Genomic DNA, 24,555 nt, shown 5'->3' with positions numbered 1-24,555 from the left:
CGCCCGTGCAGCAGTGCACGTGGTCGCCCGGCGCGAGCGGCGCCGTCGGGCCGTCCGGCCGTTCGGCCGCCTGCTCCGGCGCGAGCGGCGCGCACGGTCGCTCGGCGTAGACTCAGGCCCCGTGGCTCTAACTATCGGCATCGTCGGCCTGCCCAACGTCGGCAAGTCCACCCTCTTCAACGCCCTGACGCGCAACCAGGTCCTCGCGGCGAACTACCCGTTCGCGACGATCGAGCCGAACGTCGGCGTCGTGTCCCTCCCGGACCCGCGGCTGAACAAGCTCGCGGAGATCTTCGGCAGTGAGCGCATCCTGCCCGCGACCGTGTCCTTCGTGGACATCGCGGGCATCGTCAAGGGTGCGAGCGAGGGGGAGGGGCTCGGCAACAAGTTCCTCGCGAACATCCGTGAGGCGGACGCGATCTGCCAGGTGACCCGCGCGTTCGACGACCCCGACGTGATCCGCGTCGAGGGGTCGACGGACTCGGCGGACGACATCGAGACCATCAGCACCGAGCTGATCCTCGCGGACCTCCAGACCCTCGAGAAGGCGCTCCCGCGCCTCGAGAAGGAGGTCAAGATCAAGAAGGGCGACCCCGTCCTGCTCGCCGCGGCCCAGAAGGCGCAGACCCTGCTCGAGCAGGGCATCACCCTGTTCCAGGGCGCGAAGGCCGCCGGGCTGGACCTGGCCGAGATCGCGAGCCTTCAGCTCATGACGGCCAAGCCGTTCATCTACGTCTTCAACACCGACGACGCGGGCCTCGTGGACGAGGAGCGCAAGGCCGAGCTGCGCGCGCTCGTCGCGCCCGCGCAGGCGATCTTCCTCGACGCCAAGTTCGAGTCCGAGCTCGTCGAGCTCGAGCCCGAGGAGGCGGCCGAGATGCTCGCGGAGACGGGCCAGGAGGAGTCCGGTCTCGACCAGCTCGCGCGCGTCGGGTTCGACACGCTCGGCCTGCAGACCTATCTCACGGCCGGGCCCAAGGAGTCGCGCGCCTGGACCATCCGCAAGGGGTGGACCGCGCCGCAGGCGGCCGGGGTCATCCACACCGACTTCGAGCGTGGCTTCATCAAGGCCGAGGTGATCTCGTTCGACGACCTCGTCGAGACGGGCTCCGTGGCGGCGGCCCGGGCGGCCGGCAAGGCCCGCATCGAGGGCAAGGACTACGTGATGGTCGACGGCGACGTGGTGGAGTTCCGCTTCAACGTCTGACCCCTGGCGGGCCGCTATGAGGTCTGCCACATTCGCCGGTTATGGGACGGGCGCCGCCGCATCGTGAGACGCAGGGGGCGCCCGTCCTGTGTTTCCGGTCCGTTACGTACCGGTTTCTCCGGGTATCGAATGGGAAACAGCACCGTACCGGCCAGTATCAACTCGGTAACGATCGGCCGCTCGAAAGGTGCAACCGGGTGAAGTCGCCCATCTTGGTCGGTACCGTTGCCCCAAACCAATGGTGGGTCTCCCGCGAGTGTCGCCGAGCTCCGCGCGCAGTGCTGCTGCGGGGCACGTCGACGGGGAACCCACCATCCCCTTGAGGAGGAACATTGAAGATCTCACGGAAGTCTGCGGCTGTCGCAGCCGTGGCGGCGAGCGCACTGGCGCTCTCCGCGTGCGCCGGTGGGTCCGGCGACGGCAACAGCGAAGACGGCGCAGGCATCAACGACAGCGAGAGCGTCAACATCGCGTGGAACCAGCCGTTCTACTCGTACAACGGCAACTCCATGACCGGTAACGCCACGGCGAACAACGTCGTGCTCTACCTCATGCGCGCCGGCTTCAACTACTACGACGAGGACCTGAACCTGGTTCCGGACGAGTCGTACGGCACGTACGAGAAGGTCTCCGACGACCCGCTGACGATCAAGTACACCTACGCGGACACCGCCGGCTGGTCCGACGGCGTCGCGGCCGGCCCCGCCGACCTCCTCCTCGAGTGGGTCGCCCAGACCGGTAAGTACAACAACGTCGAGCCGGAGTACGACGAGGAGACCGGCGAGGTCACGAACCAGGAGGCCGTCGACGCCGGCGTCTACTTCGACGCCTCGTCCCCGGGCATCTCGCTCGTGACCGACGTCCCCGTCATCGAGGACGACTCGATCACGTTCACCTACTCCAAGCCCTTCGCGGACTGGGAGACGGCGATCGCCCCGAACCTCCCGGCACACGTCGTGGGCCAGCGCGCGCTCGGCATCGAGGACGCTGCCGAGGCGAGCGACGCCGTCGTGAAGGCCATCCAGGACGGTGACATCGCGAGCCTGCAGAAGATCGCGAACGTCTGGAACAAGGACTTCAACTACACCGAGCTCCCCGACGACGAGAACCTCTACCTCTCGAGCGGCGCGTACGTCATGACGGACTTCGTCAAGGACCAGTACGTCACGCTGAAGGCCAACGAGTCGTACAAGGGCGAGCACAAGGCCGGCATCGACCAGGTCACCATCCGCTACAACGGCGACCCGATGGGCCAGGTCCAGGCACTGCAGAACGGTGAGGTCGACCTCATCAACCCGCAGTCCACGGCTGACATCCTCTCCGCGGTCGGTGCTCTCGACGGCGTCCAGGTCGAGTCCGCGACCGAGGGCACGTACGAGCACGTCGACCTGCAGTTCTCCAACGGTGGACCCTTCGACCCGGTCACCTACGGTGGCGACGCCGAGAAGGCCAAGAAGGTCCGCCAGGCGTTCCTCAAGACGGTCCCGCGCCAGCAGATCATCGACAACCTGATCAAGCCGCTGAACCCGGACGCCGAGATCCGCAACTCGTACACCACGGTCCCCGGCTCGCCCGCCTACGACGACATCGTCGCGGCGAACGGCCAGTCGCAGTACGACCAGGTCGACATCGAGGGCGCCAAGGCGCTCCTGGCCGAGGCCGGCGTCACCTCGCCCGTCTCCGTCCGCCTGCTGTTCGACCCCAACAACACGCGTCGTGTCAACCAGTCGCAGCTCATCACCGAGTCGGCCGCGCTGGCCGGCTTCACGGTCACGCCGTACCAGGTCCAGACCGACTGGGGCACGGACCTGAGCAGCGCGAAGTCGTTCTACGACGCGGCGCTCTTCGGCTGGCAGTCGACCTCGACCGCCGTGACCGAGTCGGACGCGAACTACCGCACCGGCGCGACGAACAACCACTACGGGTACTCCAACCCTGAGGTCGACGCGCTGTTCGACGAGCTGCAGACCGAGACCGACCCGGCCGAGCAGACCCGCATCCTCGGCGACGTCGAGAAGCACCTCGTCGACGACGCGTTCGGCGTGACCATCTTCCAGTTCCCGGGCGTCACCGCCTGGAACGAGTCCAAGATCTCGGGCGTCAAGCCGCTCACGATCGCCCCGGGCATCTTCTACGGGTTCTGGGACTGGACGACCGGCAACGCCGAGGCCAGCAAGTAGTACCGACTCCGTCAGGTGAGACGAGTCGCTCGCGGGGAGGGTGTGATCCCCTCCCCGCGAGCGCGTAAGATCTCCTCGGTCGGAGACGACGAGAGGGCGCCGGAAGCACCCATCCGGCGCCCTCGCGCGTGCCTGCACACGCCGGCCAGCAGTATCCGCCGTGCATCATCTGCCAGGCCGCGGAATAGAATGACTCGCTGATCGCGAGTCCTCAGTCGTCTGCGAGGTTTATCCCAACGTGTTGACGTTCATTACGCGCCGCCTTCTGGCCGGCATAGCCACTCTGTTCGTGGCCATCTTCTTGATGTACCTCCTGGTCGATCTGGCGATCGACCCCTTGGCCGACCTCCGGGAGTACCGCGGAGCGGACAAGGCGGCCCGCATCGCCGCACGCGAGGACATGCTCAACCTCGACACCAACGTCGTGGTGCGCTTCTTCCAGTGGCTCGGCCACGCCTTCCAGGGAGACTTCGGCATCGCCTGGCGCTCCGGGCAGGACGTCGGCACGATGGTCTCGCACGCGATCGGCTCGACCCTCCAGCTCGTGACGGCCGCCACGGTCCTGTCGCTGATCCTCGGTGTCTCGGTCGGTATCGTCAGCGCCCTGCGCCAGTACGCGACGTTCGACTACCTGATCATCTTCCTGTCCTTCCTGCTCTACTCGCTGCCCTCGTTCTGGGTCGCCGTCCTCCTCAAGCAGTGGGGGGCCATCGGGTTCAACGACTTCCTCGCGGACCCGGCCCTGTCGATACCGGTCCTGATCGTCGTCGCGGCGCTCATGGGCCTGCTGTGGGTGCTCGCGATCGGCGGTTCGGTCACGCGCAGGCTGCAGACCTTCGGCCTGGCCTTCGCGGCCACGCTCGGCGTCATGCTCTACGTCCAGCTCACCGACTGGTGGTCCAGGCCGCAGCTGGGCCCCGTGCTGATCGCCATCACCGGTGTCGGCTTCGCGTTCGCGCTGACCGCGCTCTCCGCGGGCCTGCGCAACCGCCGCGCCCTCTACACGGCGCTCGCGACCGTGGCCATCGGCGTGGCCCTCTACTACCCGCTCCAAGGCTTCTTCAGCGCGGTCACCCCGTCGCACCTCATGATGTTCGGCCTCGCGCTCGTCGCGATCGGCGTGGGCGTCCTGGTCGGCTTCCTGTTCCGCGGACCCGACTGGGGTGTCTCCGCGCGGACCGGCGGGATCACGGCGTTCGTGGTCGCGGCCATGATCTACGTCGACCGTGTCATGCAGGTCTGGCCCGCGTACGTGAACTCGAACGCGATCAACGGCCGTCCCATCGCGACGTTCGGTGACCGGACCCCGAACCTCGGCGGCAACTACTGGGTCCAGGTCCTCGACCAGTACACGCACCTGCTGCTGCCGACCCTGACGCTGATCCTGGTCGCCTTCGCGGGGTACACGCGCTACTCGCGCTCGAGCATGCTCGAGGTCATGAGCCAGGACTACATCCGCACGGCCCGCGCCAAGGGGCTGAGCGAGCGCACCGTCATCATGCGCCACGGCTTCCGCAACTCGTTGATCCCGCTCGCGACGATCGTCCCGATCGACGTCATCACGCTCATCGGTGGTGCGGTCGTCACGGAGCGGATCTTCAACAGGCCCGGCATGGGCGCGCTCTTCCTCAACTCGCTCCAGGAGGCTGAGATCGAGCCGGTCATGGCCTACCTCCTGATCACCGCCGCGCTCGCGATCATCGCCAACATCGTGGCGGACCTGATCTACGCTGCCCTCGACCCACGAATTCGGGTGAACGCATGAGTACCCCTCAGAACCCCCAGAACGGCGACGACTCGGTCACCATCGAGAACGCGATCGAGCTCAAGGACGTCGAAGGCCTGTCCCAGGGGCAGATCGTCCGCAGCCGGTTCTTCCGGCACAAGGGCGCCATGGTCGGGCTCGCCGTCCTCATCCTCGTCGTGCTGCTCGCCTTCACCTCGGTGGGCTTCGGCCCGGTGCCGGGATGGTGGCCGCAGGGCGCAGGGTCGGGCAAGGTCATCAACTCGGGCGGAGCGCCCACGTTGAGCATGCCCACCTGGCTCGGCGGGTCCGGCTTCGCCATCGGCGAGCACCCGTTCGGCCAGGACGAGAACGGGCACGACATGTTCTACTACGTCATGAAGGGCACCCAGACCTCGCTCGGGGTCATGTTCATCATCGGCACGATCGCCTGCGTGCTCGGTGTCCTGATCGGCTCGCTCTCGGGCTTCTTCCGTGGTCGCACGGACGGCGTCCTCATGCGTTTCACCGACCTCGTCATCACGGTCCCGACCATCGTGATCGGTGCCGTCATCGGCAAGATGGCGGGCTCCCTCAGCGCGGCGATCTTCGGTGCCGCGCTCGGCCTGATCCTCTGGCCGAGCCTGGCCCGTCTGGTGCGCGGTGAGTTCCTCAGCCTGCGCGAGCGGGAGTTCGTCGACGCGGCACGCGTCGCGGGCGCGTCCAACTCGCGCATCATCTTCAAGCACATCCTGCCGAACGCGATCGGCGTCATCATCGTCGCGACGACGCTGCTCATGAGCTCGGCGATCCTCCTCGAGACCGCGCTGAGCTACCTGGGCTTCGGGATCGTGGCGCCGGACATCTCGCTCGGCCAGCTCATCAGCCAGTACCAGTCGTCGTTCGCGACGCGGCCCTGGCTGTTCTGGTGGCCCGGTCTGTTCATCGTCGTGATCGCGCTGTGCATCAACTTCATCGGCGACGGTCTGCGCGACGCGTTCGACCCGCGCCAGAAGCGCATCCCCTCGCAGCGCAAGATGGACCGCGCGGCCGGCAGGGCGCACGAGACCACGATCCCGTTGCAGGCCCAGGGCGGCCAGACGGGCATGGCCATGGGTGGCGGGAACTGACATGACCGGCCTCACGCCACCGGTGCCGACGGCCCCCCTCGGGGTGCCGCCGGTACCGGTGGCGTGCTCAGCCGAGCTGCGGCGCGAGCACCCCGAGGACCGTGAGCGCCACGAGGCCGGCGACGGTCGCGAGGTGCCACGTCGTACGGGGCGCGAGACCGTGGTCGTCGCCGTCCAGGTAGCCGGCCGATCGGAGCGCCTCGTAGCGTTCGCCGATCACCAGGGCCACCGCGTCGGCGTTGGCGCCGCTGACCAGCCGGTCGCCGACCATGCCCTTGGTGGGGTCGACCGTGCGGGGGTTGCGCAGCCTCGCCACGGAGCCGCTGCTCGCGGGTGCGGCCCACGCCGTGAAGGTGCCTCTCGTCGTCGTCACCTTGAGCGCGAGGTGCGAGTCCACGCTCCGGAAGGTGGGCCACGGGACGTGCACCGTGCGCAGCACGTTGCGCAGCACGATCTCGCCGTCGCTCACCTGGACCTCGGGGTACCAGAAGAGCGCCCAGACGACCAGCACCGCCAGCAGCGGCCACGCGCCGTAGCGCAGTACTTCTTCGACGCCCCCCGACGTCGCGAGGCTGACCAGGGTGACGAGCGCGACCAGCGCCGCGGCACCGGTCAGTATCCGGCCGTACGTCGACCTGAAAACGTGTGTGGGTCCCATGGGCCCATACTCCCAGAGATGCAGACATCGACCGGAGCGCTGACCAGCGCCGACGTCCGTCGCATACAGGAAGGATCCTGATACCTGTGGCAATCGAGACAGCACCCCAGGCGGCACCGGCGCCCACCGGCGAACCCGTGCTGACCGTCCGTGACCTCGGCGTCGACTTCTACGTCGACGGCGAGTGGTTCCCCGCTGCGTCCGGCGTCAGCTACGACGTCCACCCGGGCGAGGTGCTCGCGATCGTGGGCGAGTCCGGCTCGGGCAAGACGCAGTCGTCGATGTCCCTCATCGGTCTGCTCCCGCCGAACGGCCGGGCGACCGGTAGCGCGAAGCTCGGCGACCGTGAGCTCATCGGGATGTCCACGAGCAAGCTCCGCCACATCCGTGGCAAGGAGATCTCGGTGATCTTCCAGGAGCCCATGACGGCGCTCAACCCGGTGTACACCGTCGGGTTCCAGATCGTCGAGACGCTCCGCACGCACTTCGACATCGGTCCCAAGGACGCCAAGAAGCGCGCGATCGAGCTGCTCACGCTCGTGGAGATCCCCGAGCCCGAGCGCCGGTTCGACTCCTACCCGCACCAGCTCTCGGGCGGTCAGCGCCAGCGCGCCATGATCGCGCAGGCGCTGGCGTGCGACCCGCGCCTGCTCATCGCCGACGAGCCGACCACGGCCCTCGACGTGACGGTCCAGGCCGAGATCCTCAAGCTCATGCGCGACCTGCGTCACCGCATCGACTCGGGCATCATCCTCATCACCCACGACATGGGTGTCGTCGCCGACATGGCGGACCGCATCCTCGTCATGAAGAACGGCCTGGTCGTGGAGGAGGGGACTGCGGCGCAGATCTTCTCCTCGCCCCAGCACCCCTACACGCAGCGGCTGCTCGACGCGGTCCCGCACCTCGGCACCGCGCGTGCCGAGGTCGTCGAGCCGGCGCAGGCCGTCGTCGACGAGCGTCCGGTCGTGCTCGAGGCCAAGGACATGGTCATCGAGTACCCGGGCCGTGGCCGTGCACCGGGCTTCCGCGCGGTGGACCAGGTCAACCTGACGATCCGCCAGGGCGAGGTCGTCGGGCTCGTGGGCGAGTCGGGCTCGGGCAAGACGACGATCGGTCGTGCCGCGGTGGGCCTCCTGCCCGTCACGGGCGGCGAGCTGACGATCGTCGGCCAGAACATGGTGGGGGCGCGCGCTCGCGACCTGCGTCCGCTGCGCAACCAGGTCGGGATCGTCTTCCAGGACCCGGGGTCGTCGCTCAACCCGCGCCTGCCGATCGGTGAGTCGATCGGCGAGCCCCTCATGCTCCACAAGGGCATCAAGGGCAAGGCGCTGAGCACCGAGGTCGAGCGCCTGCTCGACCAGGTCGAGCTGCCGCGGGCCATGCGCAACCGCTACCCGCACGAGCTCTCCGGTGGTCAGCGTCAGCGCGTGGGCATCGCCCGTGCACTCTCGCTCGAGCCCAAGCTGCTGGTCGCGGACGAGCCCACGTCGGCGCTCGACGTGTCGGTCCAGGCCAAGGTCCTCGACCTGTTCCAGGACCTGCAGCGCGAGCACGGCTTCGCGTGCCTGTTCATCTCGCACGACCTCGCGGTAGTCGAGATCCTGTCCGACCGGATCGCGGTGATGCACCACGGCAAGCTGGTCGAGGTCGGGGACACGGCGCAGGTCGTGAACTCCCCGCGGGACGACTACACGCGTCGTCTGCTCGCCGCGGTGCCCGTCCCGGACCCGGAGCAGCAGCGCGTGCGTCGCGAGGCTCGCGACCTCCTGCTCGTCAACGAGGCGAAGGACATCGCCAGGGACGAGGCGAACGAGGTCGACGCGCTCCTGCGCTCGCAGGCGGACCGCCGCGAGAACATCGAGGGCGACCGCATCCCGCAGCAGCCCTGACGTCCGCAGCACGGGTGAGATGCCCGACGACGGCACCCGCCGTCGTCGGGCATCTCGCGTCTGGGGAGCGTGACGAGCGGGTGTGACGGAGCACCCTCTCCACGCACTGGCTGCCACCCGGTAAGATAGCCGTGCCCGGACGACGGCGCGCGCGTGCTCTGCGCGGGCGGCGCCCGTCCGCCGGCCACCAACTCGGGCGGAATCCTCCGTCGCTCGCTCCTCTCCCGAAATGAGTTCTGTATGTCTGTGCGCTCTGACCTGCGCAACGTGGCGATCGTCGCCCACGTCGACCACGGCAAGACGACCCTCGTCGACGCGATGCTGCACCAGTCCGGCGCCTTCGGCGCTCACGCGCACGTCGACGAGCGGGCCATGGACTCCGGTGACCTGGAGCGCGAGAAGGGCATCACGATCCTCGCGAAGAACACCGCCGTGCACTACGCCGGTCCCGCAGCGATCGCCGCCGGTCAGCCCGACGGCATCACGATCAACGTGATCGACACCCCGGGCCACGCCGACTTCGGTGGCGAGGTCGAGCGCGGCCTGTCGATGGTCGACGGTGTCGTGCTCCTGGTCGACGCGTCGGAGGGCCCGCTGCCCCAGACGCGCTTCGTGCTGCGCAAGGCGCTCGTCGCCAAGCTGCCCGTGATCCTCGTGGTCAACAAGACGGACCGCCCCGACTCCCGTATCGAGGAGGTCGTCGCCGAGGCGACCGACCTGCTGCTCGGACTCGCGAGCGACCTCGCCGACGAGGTCCCCGACCTCGACCTCGACGCGATCCTCGACATGCCCGTCGTCTACGCCGCGGCCAAGGTCGGGCGCGCCTCGACGGAGCAGCCCGCAGACGGCTCGGTCCCCGACAGCGAGAACCTCGAGCCCCTGTTCAAGGTCATCCTCGACAAGATCCCGGCCCCCACGTACGAGGAGGGCGCGCCGCTCCAGGCTCACGTCACCAACCTCGACGCGTCGCCGTTCCTCGGCCGCCTCGCGCTGCTGCGCATCTTCAACGGCACCATCCACAAGGGCCAGACCGTGGCGTGGGCCCGTGCCGACGGCACGATGCAGAACGTCAAGATCACCGAGCTGCTCGAGACCAAGGCGCTCACCCGCGTGCCCACCGACTCGGCGGGCCCCGGCGAGATCGTCGCGGTCGCCGGCATCGAGGACATCACCATCGGTGAGACCCTCACGGACCCCGACGACCCGCGTCCGCTGCCGCTCATCACGGTCGACGACCCGGCCATCTCGATGACGATCGGTATCAACACCTCGCCGCTCGCGGGCAAGGGTGGCAAGGGCCACAAGGTCACGGCCCGCCAGGTCAAGGACCGCCTCGACAAGGAGCTCATCGGCAACGTGTCGCTGCGCGTCCTGCCGACCGAGCGTCCCGACGCGTGGGAGGTCCAGGGCCGTGGTGAGCTGGCGCTCGCCATCCTCGTCGAGCAGATGCGTCGTGAGGGCTTCGAGCTGACCGTGGGCAAGCCCCAGGTCGTCACCAAGCAGGTCGACGGCAAGCGCCACGAGCCCATGGAGCGCATGACGATCGACGTCCCCGAGGAGTACCTGGGGAACGTCACGCAGCTCCTCGCGCAGCGCAAGGGCCGCATGGAGACCATGTCGAACCACGGCACGGGCTGGGTCCGCATGGAGTTCGTCGTCCCGGCGCGTGGCCTGATCGGCTTCCGCACCCGCTTCCTCACGGACACGCGCGGTACCGGCATCGCTTCCTCGATCGCCGAGGGCTACGAGCCCTGGGCCGGCCCGATCGAGACCCGTGTGAACGGTTCGCTCGTCGCCGACCGTGCGGGCGTCGTGACGCCGTTCGCGATGATCAACCTGCAGGAGCGCGGCTCGTTCTTCGTCGACCCCACCCAGGAGGTCTACGAGGGCATGATCGTCGGCGAGAACTCGCGCAACGAGGACATGGACGTCAACATCACGAAGGAGAAGAAGCTCACCAACATGCGTGCGGCGTCTTCCGACACCTTCGAGAACCTGACGCCCCCGAAGCACCTGACGCTCGAGGAGTCGCTCGAGTTCGCCCGCGAGGACGAGTGCGTCGAGGTCACTCCCGAGGTCGTGCGCATCCGCAAGGTCATCCTCGACCAGACCGAGCGCGCCCGCGCGTTCTCCCGCGCGAAGAAGTCCTGACCTCGTCAGGACGGCGCAACCCCTGAGTACGCAGCCCGTGCCGCCGGTCCTCGTGACCGGCGGCGCGGGCTCCGCACTACCCGCCCCCTCTGGAGGACGCATGAGGTCCGAACCGGTCCAGCCCCGTGGTGGGCTGCTCGCCGTGCACGCGCACCCCGACGACGAGACCCTCGCGACCGGGGCCCTGCTCGCGACGTGGGCCGCGGCGGGCGAGCCGGTCACGCTCGTGACCTGCACCCGTGGTGAGCAGGGCGAGGTCATCGGCGCCGACCTCGCGCACCTCGAAGGGGACGGCCCCGCTCTGGCGGCACATCGTGAGGGCGAGCTCGCCGCCGCGCTGGCCGCCCTGGGGGTGCGGGACCACGTGTTCCTGGACCAGGTCCCGCCGAGCGGTTCCACCGGCACCGCAGAGCGCGGGGCGGCAGTGGCCTACCGCGACTCGGGCATGGCCTGGGCCGCTCCCGGGATCGCCCGCGCGGCGGCCGAGGCCGACCTCCCGGACGGCGCGCTCGTCGGCGTCCCGCTCGACGAGGCGGCGGTCCGGTTGGCCCGCGTCCTGCGCGAGCACCGGCCCCGCGTCGTCGTGACGTACGAGCCGTCGGGCGGCTACGGGCACCCGGACCACGTCCGGGCGCACGAGGTCACGGTCCGGGCGATCGAGCTCGCCGCGCGTGACGAGCACGCCCCCGGGCCCGACGACGGCGCACCGGCCCGTGCGGGGGTGCTCGCGGTCGACCGCGAGGGGGAGCGAGGGCCGGAGCTGTGGCAGTCGGTCGTGCCCACCGGGGTGGCCCGCGCCGCCCGACGGGAGCTGGCCGACCTCGCGGGGGTGCGCGCCCTGCTCGCCGAGCACCCGGAGCTCACCCTGCCGGACCCCGACGAGGAGCTGCCCCCTGTGGCGAAGGACGACCTCGAGGACGTCGTGGTCGTCGAGGTGGCGCCCGTGCTCGATGCCGTGACCGGCGCCTTGCGCGCCCACGCGACGCAGGTCCAGCACGTCGGGACCGTGCCCGTCGACGACGTGCGGGACGCGGGCGCGCACGAGCGGTCCGCAGGTGTGCTCGGGTGGTACGCGCTGAGCAACGACGTCCTTGCCGCCCTTCCTTCACGCGAGTTCTACACCGTGACCCCGGAGTCTGCGGGACCTCCCCGCAGGTTCACGGGAAATGACCAGACAGGACCAGTAGCGTGGACCCAGTGAAGAAGACCGGAGCCCGCACGATCGGGCGCGCGCTGCTGTGCGTCGTGCTCGGCCTCGTCGTGGGCGCCGTGGGCACGGTGATGCACCGTGTCGTGGTGACGGACCACCTGCTGCCCGTCGGGATCGTCGTGGCGCTGCTCGCGGTCCTCTCCGGGGGAGTCCTCGCGAGGGCGTGGACCTCCTGGGGCGGAGTCGTCGGCTACGGGATCGGCTGGGTCGTCGCGGTGCAGGTCCTCGCGTCCAAGGGACCGGGTGGAGACCTGCTGGTGCCGAACCAGACCGTCGGGCTCGTATGGGTCTACGGCGGCATGGCCGTCATCGCGATCGCCGCCTTCCTGCCGTGGTCCTGGTTCAGCGACCGACCGCTGCGACCGGCGGGCGCCGGCCCGTCCGCAGGGCAGATCGTCACCGGATCTTCACGCCGGACACCGACCGGACAGATCGGTACGGACGCATAGAATTGCCCCCCGCGGGCAGTCCGCACCACCCTCCTTCGTCGCGGCCTTCGCCGCGCGCCAGAACCGTCACGGAGACAGTCGATGGGCCACCCGACCGAGCGTGAGAACGCGCAGGAACCGAGCACGACCGACGAGGTGTCGACCCCGGAGCAGCCGACCGCGGTGACTCCTCCTGAGACCACCGAGCCTGAGGAGGCGCAGGAGGCCGCAGCACAGCCGGTCGCCGAGACGACGCCCACCCTCGGCGCGTCCGCGTCGGGCCCGGGGGCGACTTCGCAGGAGCCCGGCGGACAGGCCCCGGCAGCTCCTGCGCCCGCTGCTTCGGAGGCTCCCACGACGGAGCACGTGGCCGGGACCTCGACGGTCCCGGCGGCGGAGCCGCGTCTGCCTTCCTTCGACGACGACGACGTGCCGTACTCGCCTCGGGTGTTCGCGTTCGAGGAGCCGGTCGCGGTCCCGGTCGTGGCCGCGGCGCCCCGGTCGCCGCAGGCACCTGACGCGCCGGCCGCGCGACCTGCAGCGACCGAGCCTGCCCCTGCCGAGCCTGCCCCTGCCGATCCTGCGTCTGCTGAGCCTGCCCCTGCTGATCGTGCGTCTGCTGAGCCCGTGGCGGTTCAGCCGCCGAGCGTGCAGACGCCCCCGGCGACGCCCGAGGCTCCGGTCGTGCCGAGCGCCGATGCCCGGTCCACGCAGGTCATGCCGCCCGTCGCCGCGGACGCCGAGGCGCCCGTGCCCACCCGACCCGGGGCGCAGCCGGACACGACCGCCCCGTTCGCGCCGGTGACGTCGGCGTGGACGAGCGCTGCGACGTCGGGCGCGGCGAGCACCGCAGCCCAGGAGGCGCCTGCCCAGGAGACCCAGGAGACGCCTGCTCAGGAGACCCCTGCACCGCCCGCGCGCACGTCGATCGCGTCGGCGTTCTCCCCGGTGGGTGCACCCGAGGTGACGCCCGACGGTCCGGTGGACGGTGGGCCGACGGACGGCGGTTCGCCGCTCGACGGCATCTCGGGCGACAAGGCACCCAGCCGTCTGCCCAAGGTGGCGCTGTGGGCGGGGATCGGGGTCGTGGTCCTCGGTGGCCTCTACACGGGGGCCCAGTGGTTCTACTCCGACAAGGTCCCGACCGAGACCACCGTGGCCGGGGTGGCCGTGGGAGGCCTCGACACGAAGAGCGCTGCCGCGGCCCTCGAGAAGGGCATCGGTCCGCGCGCCGCAGAGCCGATCACGCTCCAGGCCGGGGCCTCCACGACGACGCTCGACCCGGCGGCTGCCGGGCTCGCGTTCGACGCACAGGCGACCGCTGACGAGCTCACGTCGTTCTCGATGAGTCCGGTGCGACTCTGGAAGCACGTCTTCGGCGGCGCGGACGAGGAACCCGTCACGACGGTCGACAGCGCCAAGCTGGAGGCCCAGGTCACCGAGCTCAAGGCGCGCCTCGCGCTCGAGCCGGTCGACGGAAGCGTGGTCTTCACCGACGGCCAGGCCGTGGCGACGCCCGCGCAGGACGGTTCGGAGATCGTCGAGGACGAGGCGATCGAGATCATCGGCTCGTCGTGGCTGACGGGTCCTGACCCGCTCGACCTCCCGACGACGTCGGAGGCGCCGGCGGTCACGCAGGAGGAGACGGACGCGGCTCTCGCCCAGGCGCAGAGCGTCGTCTCCGCCCCTGTCACCGTCGCGGTGGGGGGTCAGGAGGCGGAGCTCACGCCTGAGGTGCTCGCGTCCGCGGCGGCCTTCAACGCGGTCGAAGGAGCCCTTCAGCTCACGTTCGACGGCCCCACGCTGCTCGAGGCGGTCGTCGCGGGGACCGACGACCTGCTCGACGAGGCGGCTGACGCGAAGTTCGTCTTCGTCAACGGTGCCCCCGTCATCGAGGGCGGGTCCCCGGGCACCACGATCGACCCGGCCGCCCTGAGCTCCGCGGTCGCGACGGCAGCCCTCGGCACCGAGCGGACGGCGACCGTCGAGCTCACGCAGTCGGACCCCGCCCAGTCGGTCGCCGCGCTCGAGGCGCTCGGTGTCAAGGAGAAGATCTCCGAGTTCTCGACCCCCCTGACGAACGACTCGCTGCGCACCGAGAACCTGCGCGTCGGGGCGAGCAAGGTCAACGGCACCCTGGTCAAGCCCGGCGAGACGTTCTCGCTGGTCGAGACGCTGTCCCCGATCACGACGGCGGGCGGCTACCACTCCTCGGGCATCGTGCAGGACGGCAAGCACGTGGAGGGGATCGGCGGCGGTCTCTCGCAGATGGCGACCACGACCTACAACGCGGGCTTCTTCGCCGGGCTCGACGACGTCGAGCACCGCCAGCACAGCTACTGGTTCACCCGGTACCCGGCGGGCCGTGAAGCCACGATCTTCGTCGGGTCGATCGACATGAAGTTCAAGAACGACACGCCCTACGGTGTCCTCATGCAGTCGTGGGTGGCCGGCGGCCAGCTGCACGTGGCGGTCTGGAGCACCAAGCACTACGAGGTGCAGACGTCGTCGAGCGGGCAGCAGAACATCGTCCAGCCGACCACGGTCACGCACACCGGCGCGGACTGCGTGCCCCAGCCCATGGGCAACCCGGGCTTCTCGGTCACGACCTACCGCAAGGTGCTGCTCAACGGGCAGGTCGTGAAGGACGAGAAGGACACCTGGCGCTACAAGCCGGACAACCAGGTGGTCTGCGCGCCCTGAGGTCGCGTCGTCGCGGGACGTGCGGCTCGTGGCTCCGCCTCCACGCGGGGCCCCGCGACCACCTCAAGACCACGAGCGGGTCGGGACCGAGAGGTCCCGGCCCGCTCCGTCGTCGGTACGGCGGGCGCCGGGTCAGGGCGGCGCCCCGACGCCTCGACGACCTGCGTCTCAGCGGCGCGCACGCCCCCCGTCCGCGCCGGGCCGCGCGGCTAGACTGCTCGTCGGACGCTGACAGGCGCCGCGCACGCGCGGCCACCGTGAGAGGGGCGAGGACACTCGATGCTCGGACGTAGTGAACGCGAGTCGGGGGCCCACGCACGGCTCGCCGCGCAGATCGCGAAGTGGCACGGAGCGGACGGTTGGCCCGCGGGCACGGGGGCCGACGACCTGCTGGACCTGGGGTCCACCTCGACGACGCTCGCGACGGTGGCGAGCATCGACGACCTGGCCGCGGTCGTGCACATCGGGCACCCGGCGCAGCCGTCCCACGACCTCGAGCGCGCGCTGCTCGCCGCGGCGCCGTCCTTGGTCATCACGTCCGCCGTCGCCGTGCCCGCGCAGTGGGTGTGGGCCGGCCGACCGGGCCAGTCCACCGGGAGCGTCGTCGTCGACGAGGCGGGCATGCGCGACTGCCGCCACGTCCTGCGCACGCTGGGGGCCAACCCTCGCCTCGTCCCGTCGCGGACGGCGCTCGACGAGCGGATCGCCCTGGCGGGGCCCAGCGGGACTCTCGTCGTGGAGCGCTCGGAGATCCCCGCGGGGTGGGAGGAGATCCCCGGCAGCGAGCGGCTGAGCGAGGGGGCGCCGATCTGGTACGGCCTGGTCGAGGCCCGCCGTCCCGCACCGGAGTTCGCGGGAGAGGCGCAGGTGTGGTTCGCGTTCGGCCCGCGCGACGACCACCGTGGCTCGCTCCAGCAGACCCTGGCGGTCATCGCGGAGAGCGGCATCGACATGCAGCACCTGCGCAGCCACCGTTCGTCGGCGGGCCCGCACATCTTCTTCTCCTCGTTCTCGTGCCCCGACGCCTCGGTGCTGACGGGCCTCATCGCGGAGCTCGCGTCGCGCGACGTCGCCCACCGGGTGCTCGCGGTCCTCCCGGGCCGCGAGTTCGTCCCCGGCCCCGACGCCCTGGCGCCGCAGTGGGCACCGGAGCGCGTGGGCTCGTGACCAGGGTCGCCTACCTCGGGCCGGAGGGGACGTTCACGCACCAGGCGGCGGTCCGGTGGGCGCGCGCGCAGGCGTCGGCGGGCCCGACGGCGTCGTCCGCCTCTGGCTCGGCGCGCACCGGCGAGCCCGTGGTCGCCGGCGACGCCGGTGGCGCTGCAGGGTTCGAGCTCGTCGCGGCCCTGACCGTGACGGACGTCTACGCGGGTGTCGCGGCGGGCGAGTTCGACCACGGGATCGTCGCGATCGAGAACTCGGTCGAGGGCTACGTGGTGCCCTCGCTCGACGCGATCGTGGGCAGCGAGGACGTCGCGGCGATCGACGAGGTGGTCCTGGAGATCACGTTCGACGCGTTCGTCCGGCCGGGGCACGGCGAGCTGACCGAGGTCACGGCTCACCCTCACGGCCTGGCCCAGTGCCAGGGCTTCGTGGTGCGCTCTGGCGCCGTGCCCGTCCCGTCGTCGTCCAACGCGGCGGCGTGCCGGGACGCGACCGAGCACCAGATCGCGATCGGCCCCGCCATCTGCGGCGAGCTGTACGGTCTCGACCTGCTCGAGGCAGGTGTCGAGGACTTCCGCGGCGCGCGCACCCGGTTCCTCGCGATCGTCCGGCGCGACCGGGCGCGGGCGACGCTCGCCGCCGCGCGGGCGGGCGAGGGGGCGGCGCAGTGGCGCACCATGCTCGCGCTGACGCCGCACGTCACGGGACCGGGCGTGCTGGCGAGGATCACGCAGGCGTTCGGCGAGGGGGGAGTGAACCTGTCGAGCCTCATCACGCGTCCGCTCAAGGCGCTCGAGGGCAGGTACGTGTTCGTCCTGACGGTCGACGCGGCCCCCTGGGAGCCGGCCGTGCGCAAGGTCCTCGACGGGCTGCTCCGGGCGGGGGACTCGGTCAAGACGCTCGGGGTCTTCCCGGCGCGCGGGGAGCTCGACGAGGCGTTGTCCTCCGACCACGTCCCGGTGGGCTCGGTCCGGGCCGGCGCCTTGGCCGACGATCTCGACCGAGGTCTGCTGTGGGCGTGAGGCAGGACGGGGGAGCGCACCGCGCCGGCCCTCGGACGGTCGCGGTCCTGGGGCTGGGGCTCATCGGGGGTTCCCTGGCGCGGCGCCTGGCGCGCGAGGGCGTGACGGTCACGGGGTACGACGCCTCTCCGGAGACCCGCGCGCAGGCCGAGGAAGCGGGTATCGCGGTGGTGCAGGACGTCGAGTCGCTGTGCGGCTCGGCGGCGGAGATCCTGGTCCTCGCGGTACCGCTGCGGGCCATGCGCCCCGTGGCCACCGAGGTCGCCCGGCACCTGGCCCCGACCACCGTCGTCACGGACGTCGGGTCGGTCAAGGGGCCCGTGCGCGACGTCCTGGAGGGATGCGGCCTGGGGGAGCGGTACGTCGGTGCGCACCCCATGGCAGGGACCGAGGAGTCGGGCTTCGCCGCCTCGTCGGCCGAGCTGCTGGACGGTGCCCGGTGGGCCGTGACGGTCACCGGCGCGACCCGACCCGACCGGCTCGCGAGCGTGCTCGCGCTCGTGACGGGCGACGCGGGCGGCTGCGCCTTCGTGCTGACCGACGACGTGCACGACGAGGCCGCGGCCCTCGTCAGCCACGTCCCGCACGCGTTCGCGATCGAGCTGCTCAACCTCGTGTCGGCCGCCCCCGTCCGGGAGGTGGCGCTCGCGCTGGCTGCGGGGAGCTTCCGGGACGGGACCCGCGTGGGCCGGACCGACCCGCGCCGGACCGAGGCCATGCTCACGGAGAACGCCGGCTGGGTCGCCCCGGCGCTCCGGCTCGCGGCGCGCGACCTCGAGGCGCTCGCGACCGCGCTCGAGGCCAACGCCGCCACGGCCGAGTTCTTCGACCGGGCCGACGACGTCCGGGCGACGTGGCGGCCGCAGGGCGCTGCCGCCGTCGGGCCTGCCGCCCTGCCCGTCGTGCCCGCCGTCGAGAAGCTGTCGGTCGACCTCGGGGACCCCGACTGGTTCTCCGAGCTCGTCGAGCTCTGCCTCGCAGGCTGGGTCGTCGTCGCGGTGCACGGCACCCTGCTGGAGCTGGGCCGCTAGTCCCGCGGTACGGCGTGCGCGCGGCGTGCGGGTGTGGGTGGGCAGTGGAACCGTGGAGGTCATGGAGATCACACGGATTCAGCCGGCCGGCCTCGTCGTGAGCCCGGCGTTCAGCCATGTCGCGATCGTCCCACCGGGCGCCACGACGATCTACGTCGGCGGCCAGAACGGCGTCGACGACACGGGGGCGGTCGTCTCGGACGACGTCGCCGAGCAGTCTGTCCGGACCATCGACAACGTGACCGTCGCCCTCGAGGCGGCGGGGGCCACGCTCGCCGACGTCGTGCAGTGGACCGTGCTGCTGGTCGAGGACGCGGACCTGGGCGCGGCCTACGGCGCGATCGCGCCACGGCTCGCCGGGCCGGGGGTGCCGCCGCTCGTCACGGCCGCGCGCGTCGCGGGCCTGGGCGTGCCGGGTGCGCTGGTCGAGGTGAGCGCGATCGCGGCGGTCGTCCCCGCCTGAGACGGTCAGTCGACCGGCTGGCGCGGCAGCCTGCGCGGGGGCCGGGGCGGGATCCGCTTGGCGGCGACGAGCTGCTCGGCGGGGATCGTTACCTCGACCGACCCGGAGGATCCGCCCGCGTCCGTGCGCAGGGTGATCGAGGCGCCGGGAGACACGGAGACGACGATCCCGATCACGTCGGTCACCGACTGCCCCTCACCGGTCGCGGGGTCCTGGGTGGCGCGCGCCTCGTCCGGCGTGAGTCGTCGCCGGACCACGACGCGGGCGCCCGGGGGCCATGCGGCCCACTGCGGGTCGAGCGCCGGGCGCGGGGTGGAGTTCATGGTCGTGGTCACGCTCTCTTCGTCCGCCGATGGCCGGGATGCCCCGTTCCTGAGCGATACTAGGGGGAAGTGCTCGGTGCAGCAGGTGAAAGGGAACCTCCGACGTGACGTACGTGATTGCTCAGCCTTGTGTGGACGTGAAGGACAAGGCGTGCATCGAGGAGTGTCCGGTGGACTGCATCTACGAGGGCAAGCGGTCGTTGTACATCCATCCGGACGAGTGCGTGGACTGTGGTGCGTGCGAGCCGGTGTGTCCGGTGGAGGCGATCTACTACGAGGACGACGTGCCCTCGGAGTGGAGCGACTACTACCGGGCGAACGTGGAGTTCTTCGATGATCTGGGGTCGCCGGGTGGTGCGGCGAAGATGGGCATGATCGAGAAGGACGACCCGATGATCGCGGCCCTGGCCCCGCAGGCCTGAGGACGGGGCAGCGGAGCATGGGATTCGCCGACCTGGGAGGCCTCGCCTACCCGTGGGACTCGCTCACGCCCTACGCGCAGCGCGCACGCGCGCACCCGCGGGGCATCGTCGACCTGTCGATCGGCACGCCGGTCGACCCGACTCCTGCCGTCGTCCGTGACGCTCTCGCCGCAGCCGGCGACGCGCACGGCTACCCGACCACGCACGGGACCCTTACGCTGCGCGAGGCCGTCGTCGGGTGGTTCGACCGCCGTCGCGGCGTGCCCGGCCTCGACCCGGACGCGGTCCTGCCCACGGTCGGTTCGAAGGAGCTCGTGGGCCTGCTGCCCTCGCTGCTGAGGCTGGGCCCGGGGGACGTCGTCGTGCATCCCGCCACGGCGTACCCCACCTACGACGTGGGCGCGCGCCTCGCCGGGGCCACGCCGCTCGCGACCGACCGCGTCGAGGACTGGGCCGGCCGCAGCGACGTGCGGCTCGTCTGGGTCAACTCGCCGGGGAACCCGACAGGGCAGGTCCTGGACGTCGAGGAGCTCGCGCGCGTCGTCGCCGCAGCCCGGGAGATCGGCGCGCTCGTCGTGAGCGACGAGTGCTACGCCGAGCTGGCCTGGGAGGAGCCGTTCGCGAGCCAGGGGGTGCCGAGCATCCTCGACCCGCGCGTGAGCGGGGGCTCGGCGGACGGCCTGCTCGCGGCGTACTCGTTGTCCAAGCAGTCGAACCTCGCCGGGTACCGGGCCGCGTTCGTCGCGGGTGACCCCGCGGTCGTCGCGGACCTGCTCACGACGCGCAAGCACCTGGGCATGATCGTGCCCGCGCCGGTCCAGGCGGCCATGGTCGCGGCTCTCACGGACGACGCGCACGTCGCGGCGCAGCGCGAGGTCTACCGGCGCCGTCGGGACGTGCTGCTGCCCGCGCTCGGCGAGGTCGGCCTCCAGGTCGACGGCTCCCAGGCGGGGCTCTACCTGTGGTCGCGCCCCGCGGGCGCGGTCGATGCGCAGCAGGACTGCTGGTCGGTCGTCGGGGACCTCGCGGACCTCGGGATCCTGGTCGGCCCGGGGGCGTTCTACGGCCCGACGGCCGCAGGGCACGTGCGGGTCGCGCTCACCGCGAGCGACGAGCGGGTGCACGAGGCCGCGTCCAGGCTCTCCGCGCGGTGACCACGAGGTGACCACGCCGTGACCGTGCGGTGGCCCGCACGGTCACGGGGAGATTGTTGGTGCAATCCCTCCCCGTTCTCGCCTGTGACTCGCGTCACAGCCGCGTGACGGTTTCGTGACCGTTCCAGATTGGTCACGTGTGGGTGAAGCGAGTACCGTCGACCCAGGCCAATGCTGTCCGACGCTCTCGGCCATCGAATGACCCAGGCCGGACAGGTGACGATCTCGCAGCGACACCTCGGAAAGACACGCGCAGCCACCCGCAGGGGGTGCGGCAGCGCGCAAGGAAGGAAGACATGACCACCACCCAGCAGGCGACAGTTCGGCTCGTCGTCAACGAATCGAGCCAGGACCTGCCCGTGGTCGCAGCGACCGAGGGCAACGACGGCATCGTCGTCTCCTCGTTGCTGAAGTCGACCGGGCTCGTCACCGTGGACCCCGGGTTCATGAACACCGCCTCGTGCGAGTCGGAGATCACGTACATCGACGGTGACGCGGGCATCCTGCGCTACCGCGGGTACCCGATCGACCAGCTCGCCGAGAAGTCGACGTTCCTCGAGGTCGCGTACCTCCTGATCCACGGCGAGCTGCCGGACGCTCCGACGCTCGACGCGTTCGTCGAGCGCGTCAACCGCCACACCATGGTGCACGAGGACTTCCGGACGTTCATGGGGACCTTCCCCCGCAACGCGCACCCCATGGCCGTGCTCTCCTCGGCCATCAACGCGTTGTCGACGTTCTACCCCGACTCCCTCGATCCTTTCGACGACGACACGGTCGAGCTCGCGACGGTCCTGCTGCTCGCCAAGACGCGGACCATCACGTCGTACCTGCACCGGCGCCGGGTCGGCGAGCCGCTGCTCTACCCGGACTACTCGCGCGGGTACGTCGACGACTTCCTGCGCATGACCTTCGCGACGCCGTACGAGAAGTACGAGTCGGACCCCACGGTGGTCGACGCCCTCGACAAGCTCCTCATCCTTCACGCGGACCACGAGCAGAACTGCTCGACCTCGACGGTCCGCGTCGTGGGCTCGAGCCACGCCAACCTCTACGCCTCGGTCGCGGCCGGGGTCAACGCCCTCTCGGGACCGCTGCACGGCGGCGCGAACGAGTCCGTCCTGTCGATGCTGGACAAGATCCAGAACAGCGACTTCGACGTCGACACCTTCATGAAGAAGGTCAAGGACAAGGAGGACGGCGTCCGGCTCATGGGCTTCGGGCACCGGGTCTACAAGAACTACGACCCGCGCGCCGCGATCGTCAAGGCCAAGGCCGACGCGGTCCTGTCGACCCTCGGCAAGAAGGACGAGCTCCTCGACATCGCACTGCGCCTCGAGGAGATCGCGCTCAACGACGACTACTTCATCGAGCGCAAGCTCTACCCGAACGTCGACTTCTACACCGGCCTGATCTACAAGGCCATGGGCTTCTCGCCGGCCATGTTCACGCCGCTGTTCGCGCTGGGACGCATGCCCGGCTGGATCGCGCAGTGGCGCGAGATGATGAAGGACCCGCAGACCAAGATCGGGCGCCCGCGCCAGGTCTACACCGGCGCGACCGAGCGTCCGTACGTGCCGGTCGACGGTCGCTGACCTCACCCCGCCCGCGCCCGACGGCGCCTCGCACCTCCCGGTGCGGGGCGCCGTCGGCGCGTCTGGGCCTGGGCGAGGTGGGGCTCAGGGCTCGTCGGTCGTCGCGACCGTGATCCGGACCTGTCCCGTACCGGGGTGCGGCGCCTCGTCGGTCGGCTCGCTGACGGTCCACTCCGGGGACTCGCGGGACCAGGTCCTGTCCCCGACGTCGACCTGCACGACGTCGGTCGCGTCCGCGCTCGCCACGGCCCACTGGGCGACGGCCCACCCGGCCCGCCCCGTCTCCGGCGGGTTTCCCGCGAGCGGCAGGGAGTCGACCGTCACGGCCGCTCCGTCGACGCTGGTCGGCAGGTCGCCCAGGTCGCGCTGCACGCGTGCCTCGAGCCCCGCGACGGACTCCTCGGTGCTCGTGAGCGTCGAGGGGTCGACGGGGGCCAGGTCGCAGGTCAGCGTGCCGTGGGAGTTGCCCGTGAGGGCGGAGGCCCAGGCACGCGACCGGGACTCGTGCTGGGCGTACGCGTCGGGGAACCCCGAGCGCTGCACGGCCTGGGCGGCGACGGTGACGGGCAGCTCGGTGTAGCCGTCGACCTTGTCCAGGCCGTCGTAGAACGCCGTCGTCGAGTAGACCGGGTCCATGATCTGCTCGATCGTCCCCCAGCCCTGCGAGGGGCGCTGCTGGAACAGGCCGATCGAGTCGCGGTCGCCGTAGTCGATGTTGAGCAGTCTCGACTCCTGCAGGGCGGTCGCGAGGCCGATCGTCGCCGCCCGGGCGGGCATCCCGCGCCGCACGGTCGTGACCGCGATGAGGGCCGCGTTGTCCGACTGCGCGGGGGACAGGTGCCAGGCCTGCCCGTCGGCCGTCGCGGCGCACCTCTCGGCGACCGGGCTGTGGTCGTCGAGCCGGTTGAGGGCCAGGACGACTCCCGTCGTGGCGACCGCGAGCACGGTGACGACCGTGACAGCGAGACGGAGGGGGCGTCGTCGCCGCCGGACACGGGGCGTGCGCGGCCCCGCCCCCGGGCCCTCCGGTCCGAAGAAGGGCGCGCCGCCCTGCGGACCGGAGGGACCCTTGGAGGTGGTCACGTCAGTTGGCGTGCAGCGCGGCGTTGAGCTCGATCCCGACGCCTGTGCGCGAGACCGCCTCGACACCGCCCGTGAGCGAGTTGCGACGGAAGAGCAGGTTGGCCTGTCCCGAGAGCTCGCGCGCCTTGACGACGACCGGGGCGCCGTCGGGTCCGCTGCGGCCGACGAGGGTCACCTTGGTCCCCGCCGTCACGTAGAGGCCGGACTCGACGACGCAGTCGTCCCCGAGCGGGATGCCGAGCCCGGCGTTGGCGCCGAGCAGCGAGCGCTGGCCGATCGAGATGACCTCGCGGCCGCCGCCGGACAGCGTGCCCATGATGGAGGCGCCACCGCCGATGTCCGAGCCGTCGCCCACGACCACGCCGGCCGAGATGCGGCCCTCGACCATGGAGGTGCCGAGGGTGCCCGCGTTGAAGTTGACGAAGCCCTCGTGCATGACGGTCGTGCCCGCAGCGAGGTGCGCGCCGAGGCGGACCCGGTCGGCGTCGGCGATGCGGACGCCCGAGGGGACGACGTAGTCGACCATGCGGGGGAACTTGTCGACCCCGAGGACCTGCACCGGCTGGCCCGTCGCGGCGCGCAGGCGCAGACGGGTCTCCTCGAAGCCCTCGACCGCGCACGGGCCGTGGTTGGTCCAGACGACGTTGGCGAGCGCGCCGAAGACGCCGTCGAGGTTGAGGCCGTGCGGTGCGACGAGGCGGTGCGAGAGGAGGTGCAGGCGCAGGTAGGCGTCCGCCGCGCCCGCCGGGGCCGCGTCGAGGTCGATCTCGGTGCGCACGACCACGACGTCGACGCGGCGCGCGTCGTCGCGCTCCGTGAGGACGTCGAGGGAGGCGGGCGCGGTCTCGTCCGCCGGGGCCTGCCCGAGGGCGGGTGACGGGTACCAGACGTCGAGGACGGTGCCCTCGTCGGTCACGGTGGCGAGGCCGAAGGCCCAGGCGGTGCGGGGGCCGGGTGCGGCGCCGGTGGGAGTCGCTGAAGTCATGCCTTCACCCTATCCGTCACTCCCGGCCGGA

The 24,555-nt window shown here is 71.0% G+C and carries 20 protein-coding genes; 16 read left to right on the top strand and 4 right to left on the bottom strand.

All coding sequences use genetic code 11. From position 1 onward, the window contains the following. The first annotated feature begins 121 nt into the window (after nt 1-121). The 4 genes from ychF to JOD48_RS13900 all read left to right on the top strand — a co-directional run bounded on the left by ychF (nt 122) and on the right by JOD48_RS13900 (nt 6,240). A complete protein-coding gene (gene ychF / locus JOD48_RS13915) occupies nt 122-1,207 on the top strand; it encodes a redox-regulated ATPase YchF (RefSeq protein ID WP_191788795.1) in 1,086 nt (361 codons plus the stop codon). A gap of 332 nt (nt 1,208-1,539) precedes the next feature. Further along, the gene (locus JOD48_RS13910; RefSeq protein ID WP_204809560.1) at nt 1,540-3,387 is read left to right on the top strand and encodes an ABC transporter family substrate-binding protein; all 1,848 of its coding nucleotides are present in this window, start codon (nt 1,540-1,542) and stop codon (nt 3,385-3,387) included. Nucleotides 3,388-3,676: 289 nt separating this feature from the next. Further along, nucleotides 3,677-5,152, top strand: coding sequence for an ABC transporter permease (locus tag JOD48_RS13905; protein ID WP_307824159.1), 1,476 nt, complete (start codon nt 3,677-3,679; stop codon nt 5,150-5,152). Continuing rightward, on the top strand, nt 5,149-6,240 hold the full coding sequence (locus JOD48_RS13900; protein ID WP_191788798.1) for an ABC transporter permease: 1,092 nt from the start codon (nt 5,149-5,151) through the stop codon (nt 6,238-6,240). Before JOD48_RS13905 ends, JOD48_RS13900 begins: the two co-directional genes overlap by 4 nt. Nucleotides 6,241-6,307: 67 nt before the next feature. Here JOD48_RS13900 and JOD48_RS13895 read toward each other — a convergent pair whose 3' ends face one another. Beyond that, nucleotides 6,308-6,898: a PH domain-containing protein gene (locus JOD48_RS13895; RefSeq protein ID WP_191788799.1), complete on the bottom strand. Its 591-nt coding sequence runs from the start codon at nt 6,896-6,898 to the stop codon at nt 6,308-6,310. Nucleotides 6,899-6,984: 86 nt separating this feature from the next. Here JOD48_RS13895 and JOD48_RS13890 point away from each other — a divergent pair, with 86 nt between their 5' ends. The 9 genes from JOD48_RS13890 to JOD48_RS13850 all read left to right on the top strand — a co-directional run bounded on the left by JOD48_RS13890 (nt 6,985) and on the right by JOD48_RS13850 (nt 18,962). Next, nucleotides 6,985-8,790: an ABC transporter ATP-binding protein gene (locus tag JOD48_RS13890; protein ID WP_204809558.1), complete on the top strand. Its 1,806-nt coding sequence runs from the start codon at nt 6,985-6,987 to the stop codon at nt 8,788-8,790. 240 nt (nt 8,791-9,030) lie between these two features. Continuing rightward, nucleotides 9,031-10,941: a translational GTPase TypA gene (typA, locus tag JOD48_RS13885; protein ID WP_191788801.1), complete on the top strand. Its 1,911-nt coding sequence runs from the start codon at nt 9,031-9,033 to the stop codon at nt 10,939-10,941. Nucleotides 10,942-11,041: 100 nt separating this feature from the next. Continuing rightward, nucleotides 11,042-12,142 carry a PIG-L family deacetylase gene (locus JOD48_RS13880; protein ID WP_204809557.1) on the top strand — a complete coding sequence of 367 codons (1,101 nt, stop codon included), beginning with the start codon at nt 11,042-11,044 and terminating at the stop codon, nt 12,140-12,142. Then, nucleotides 12,139-12,600 (top strand): DUF6113 family protein, encoded by a 462-nt coding sequence (locus JOD48_RS13875; RefSeq protein WP_191788803.1) that lies wholly within the window; start codon nt 12,139-12,141, stop codon nt 12,598-12,600. The genes JOD48_RS13880 and JOD48_RS13875 overlap by 4 nt, the downstream gene beginning before the upstream one ends. Before the next feature lie 81 nt (nt 12,601-12,681). Continuing rightward, complete coding sequence (locus JOD48_RS13870; protein WP_204809556.1) at nt 12,682-15,282, top strand: VanW family protein; 2,601 nt, start codon at nt 12,682-12,684, stop codon at nt 15,280-15,282. Between the two features lie 279 nt (nt 15,283-15,561). Further along, nucleotides 15,562-16,449, top strand: coding sequence for an ACT domain-containing protein (locus JOD48_RS13865; protein WP_191788804.1), 888 nt, complete (start codon nt 15,562-15,564; stop codon nt 16,447-16,449). After that, nucleotides 16,446-17,468, top strand: coding sequence for a prephenate dehydratase (locus JOD48_RS20190; RefSeq protein ID WP_204809555.1), 1,023 nt, complete (start codon nt 16,446-16,448; stop codon nt 17,466-17,468). Before JOD48_RS13865 ends, JOD48_RS20190 begins: the two co-directional genes overlap by 4 nt. Further along, nucleotides 17,465-18,499 carry a prephenate dehydrogenase gene (locus JOD48_RS13855; protein WP_204809554.1) on the top strand — a complete coding sequence of 345 codons (1,035 nt, stop codon included), beginning with the start codon at nt 17,465-17,467 and terminating at the stop codon, nt 18,497-18,499. The genes JOD48_RS20190 and JOD48_RS13855 overlap by 4 nt, the downstream gene beginning before the upstream one ends. Before the next feature lie 61 nt (nt 18,500-18,560). Further along, nucleotides 18,561-18,962 (top strand): RidA family protein, encoded by a 402-nt coding sequence (locus JOD48_RS13850; protein WP_204809553.1) that lies wholly within the window; start codon nt 18,561-18,563, stop codon nt 18,960-18,962. A gap of 5 nt (nt 18,963-18,967) precedes the next feature. On the opposite strand, the gene JOD48_RS13845 is transcribed toward JOD48_RS13850, so the two are convergent. After that, a complete protein-coding gene (locus tag JOD48_RS13845; RefSeq protein WP_307824158.1) occupies nt 18,968-19,297 on the bottom strand; it encodes a hypothetical protein in 330 nt (109 codons plus the stop codon). 92 nt (nt 19,298-19,389) lie between these two features. Between JOD48_RS13845 and fdxA the strand changes: the two genes are divergently transcribed. From fdxA to JOD48_RS13830, 3 genes are all read left to right on the top strand, one after another. Beyond that, nucleotides 19,390-19,707: a ferredoxin gene (fdxA, locus tag JOD48_RS13840; protein ID WP_056764260.1), complete on the top strand. Its 318-nt coding sequence runs from the start codon at nt 19,390-19,392 to the stop codon at nt 19,705-19,707. A gap of 17 nt (nt 19,708-19,724) precedes the next feature. Then, nucleotides 19,725-20,861, top strand: a complete 1,137-nt coding sequence (gene dapC, locus JOD48_RS13835) for a succinyldiaminopimelate transaminase (protein WP_204809552.1) — start codon at nt 19,725-19,727, stop codon at nt 20,859-20,861. 296 nt (nt 20,862-21,157) lie between these two features. Further along, nucleotides 21,158-22,456: a citrate synthase gene (locus tag JOD48_RS13830; RefSeq protein ID WP_191788809.1), complete on the top strand. Its 1,299-nt coding sequence runs from the start codon at nt 21,158-21,160 to the stop codon at nt 22,454-22,456. Between the two features lie 84 nt (nt 22,457-22,540). Here the strand turns inward: JOD48_RS13830 and JOD48_RS13825 are convergent, their stop codons facing one another. After that, nucleotides 22,541-23,401 carry a hypothetical protein gene (locus JOD48_RS13825; protein ID WP_343903212.1) on the bottom strand — a complete coding sequence of 287 codons (861 nt, stop codon included), beginning with the start codon at nt 23,399-23,401 and terminating at the stop codon, nt 22,541-22,543. Between the two features lie 139 nt (nt 23,402-23,540). Further along, complete coding sequence (dapD, locus tag JOD48_RS13820; protein WP_191788811.1) at nt 23,541-24,524, bottom strand: 2,3,4,5-tetrahydropyridine-2,6-dicarboxylate N-succinyltransferase; 984 nt, start codon at nt 24,522-24,524, stop codon at nt 23,541-23,543. Nucleotides 24,525-24,555: the final 31 nt, after the last annotated feature.

It is taken from the genome of Oerskovia paurometabola (assembly GCF_016907365.1).
In the GTDB taxonomy this organism is placed as follows: Bacteria; Actinomycetota; Actinomycetes; order Actinomycetales; family Cellulomonadaceae; genus Oerskovia; species Oerskovia paurometabola.
The sequence above is the reverse complement of the archived record's forward strand: the minus strand, read 5'-3'. Positions and strand labels throughout refer to the sequence as shown.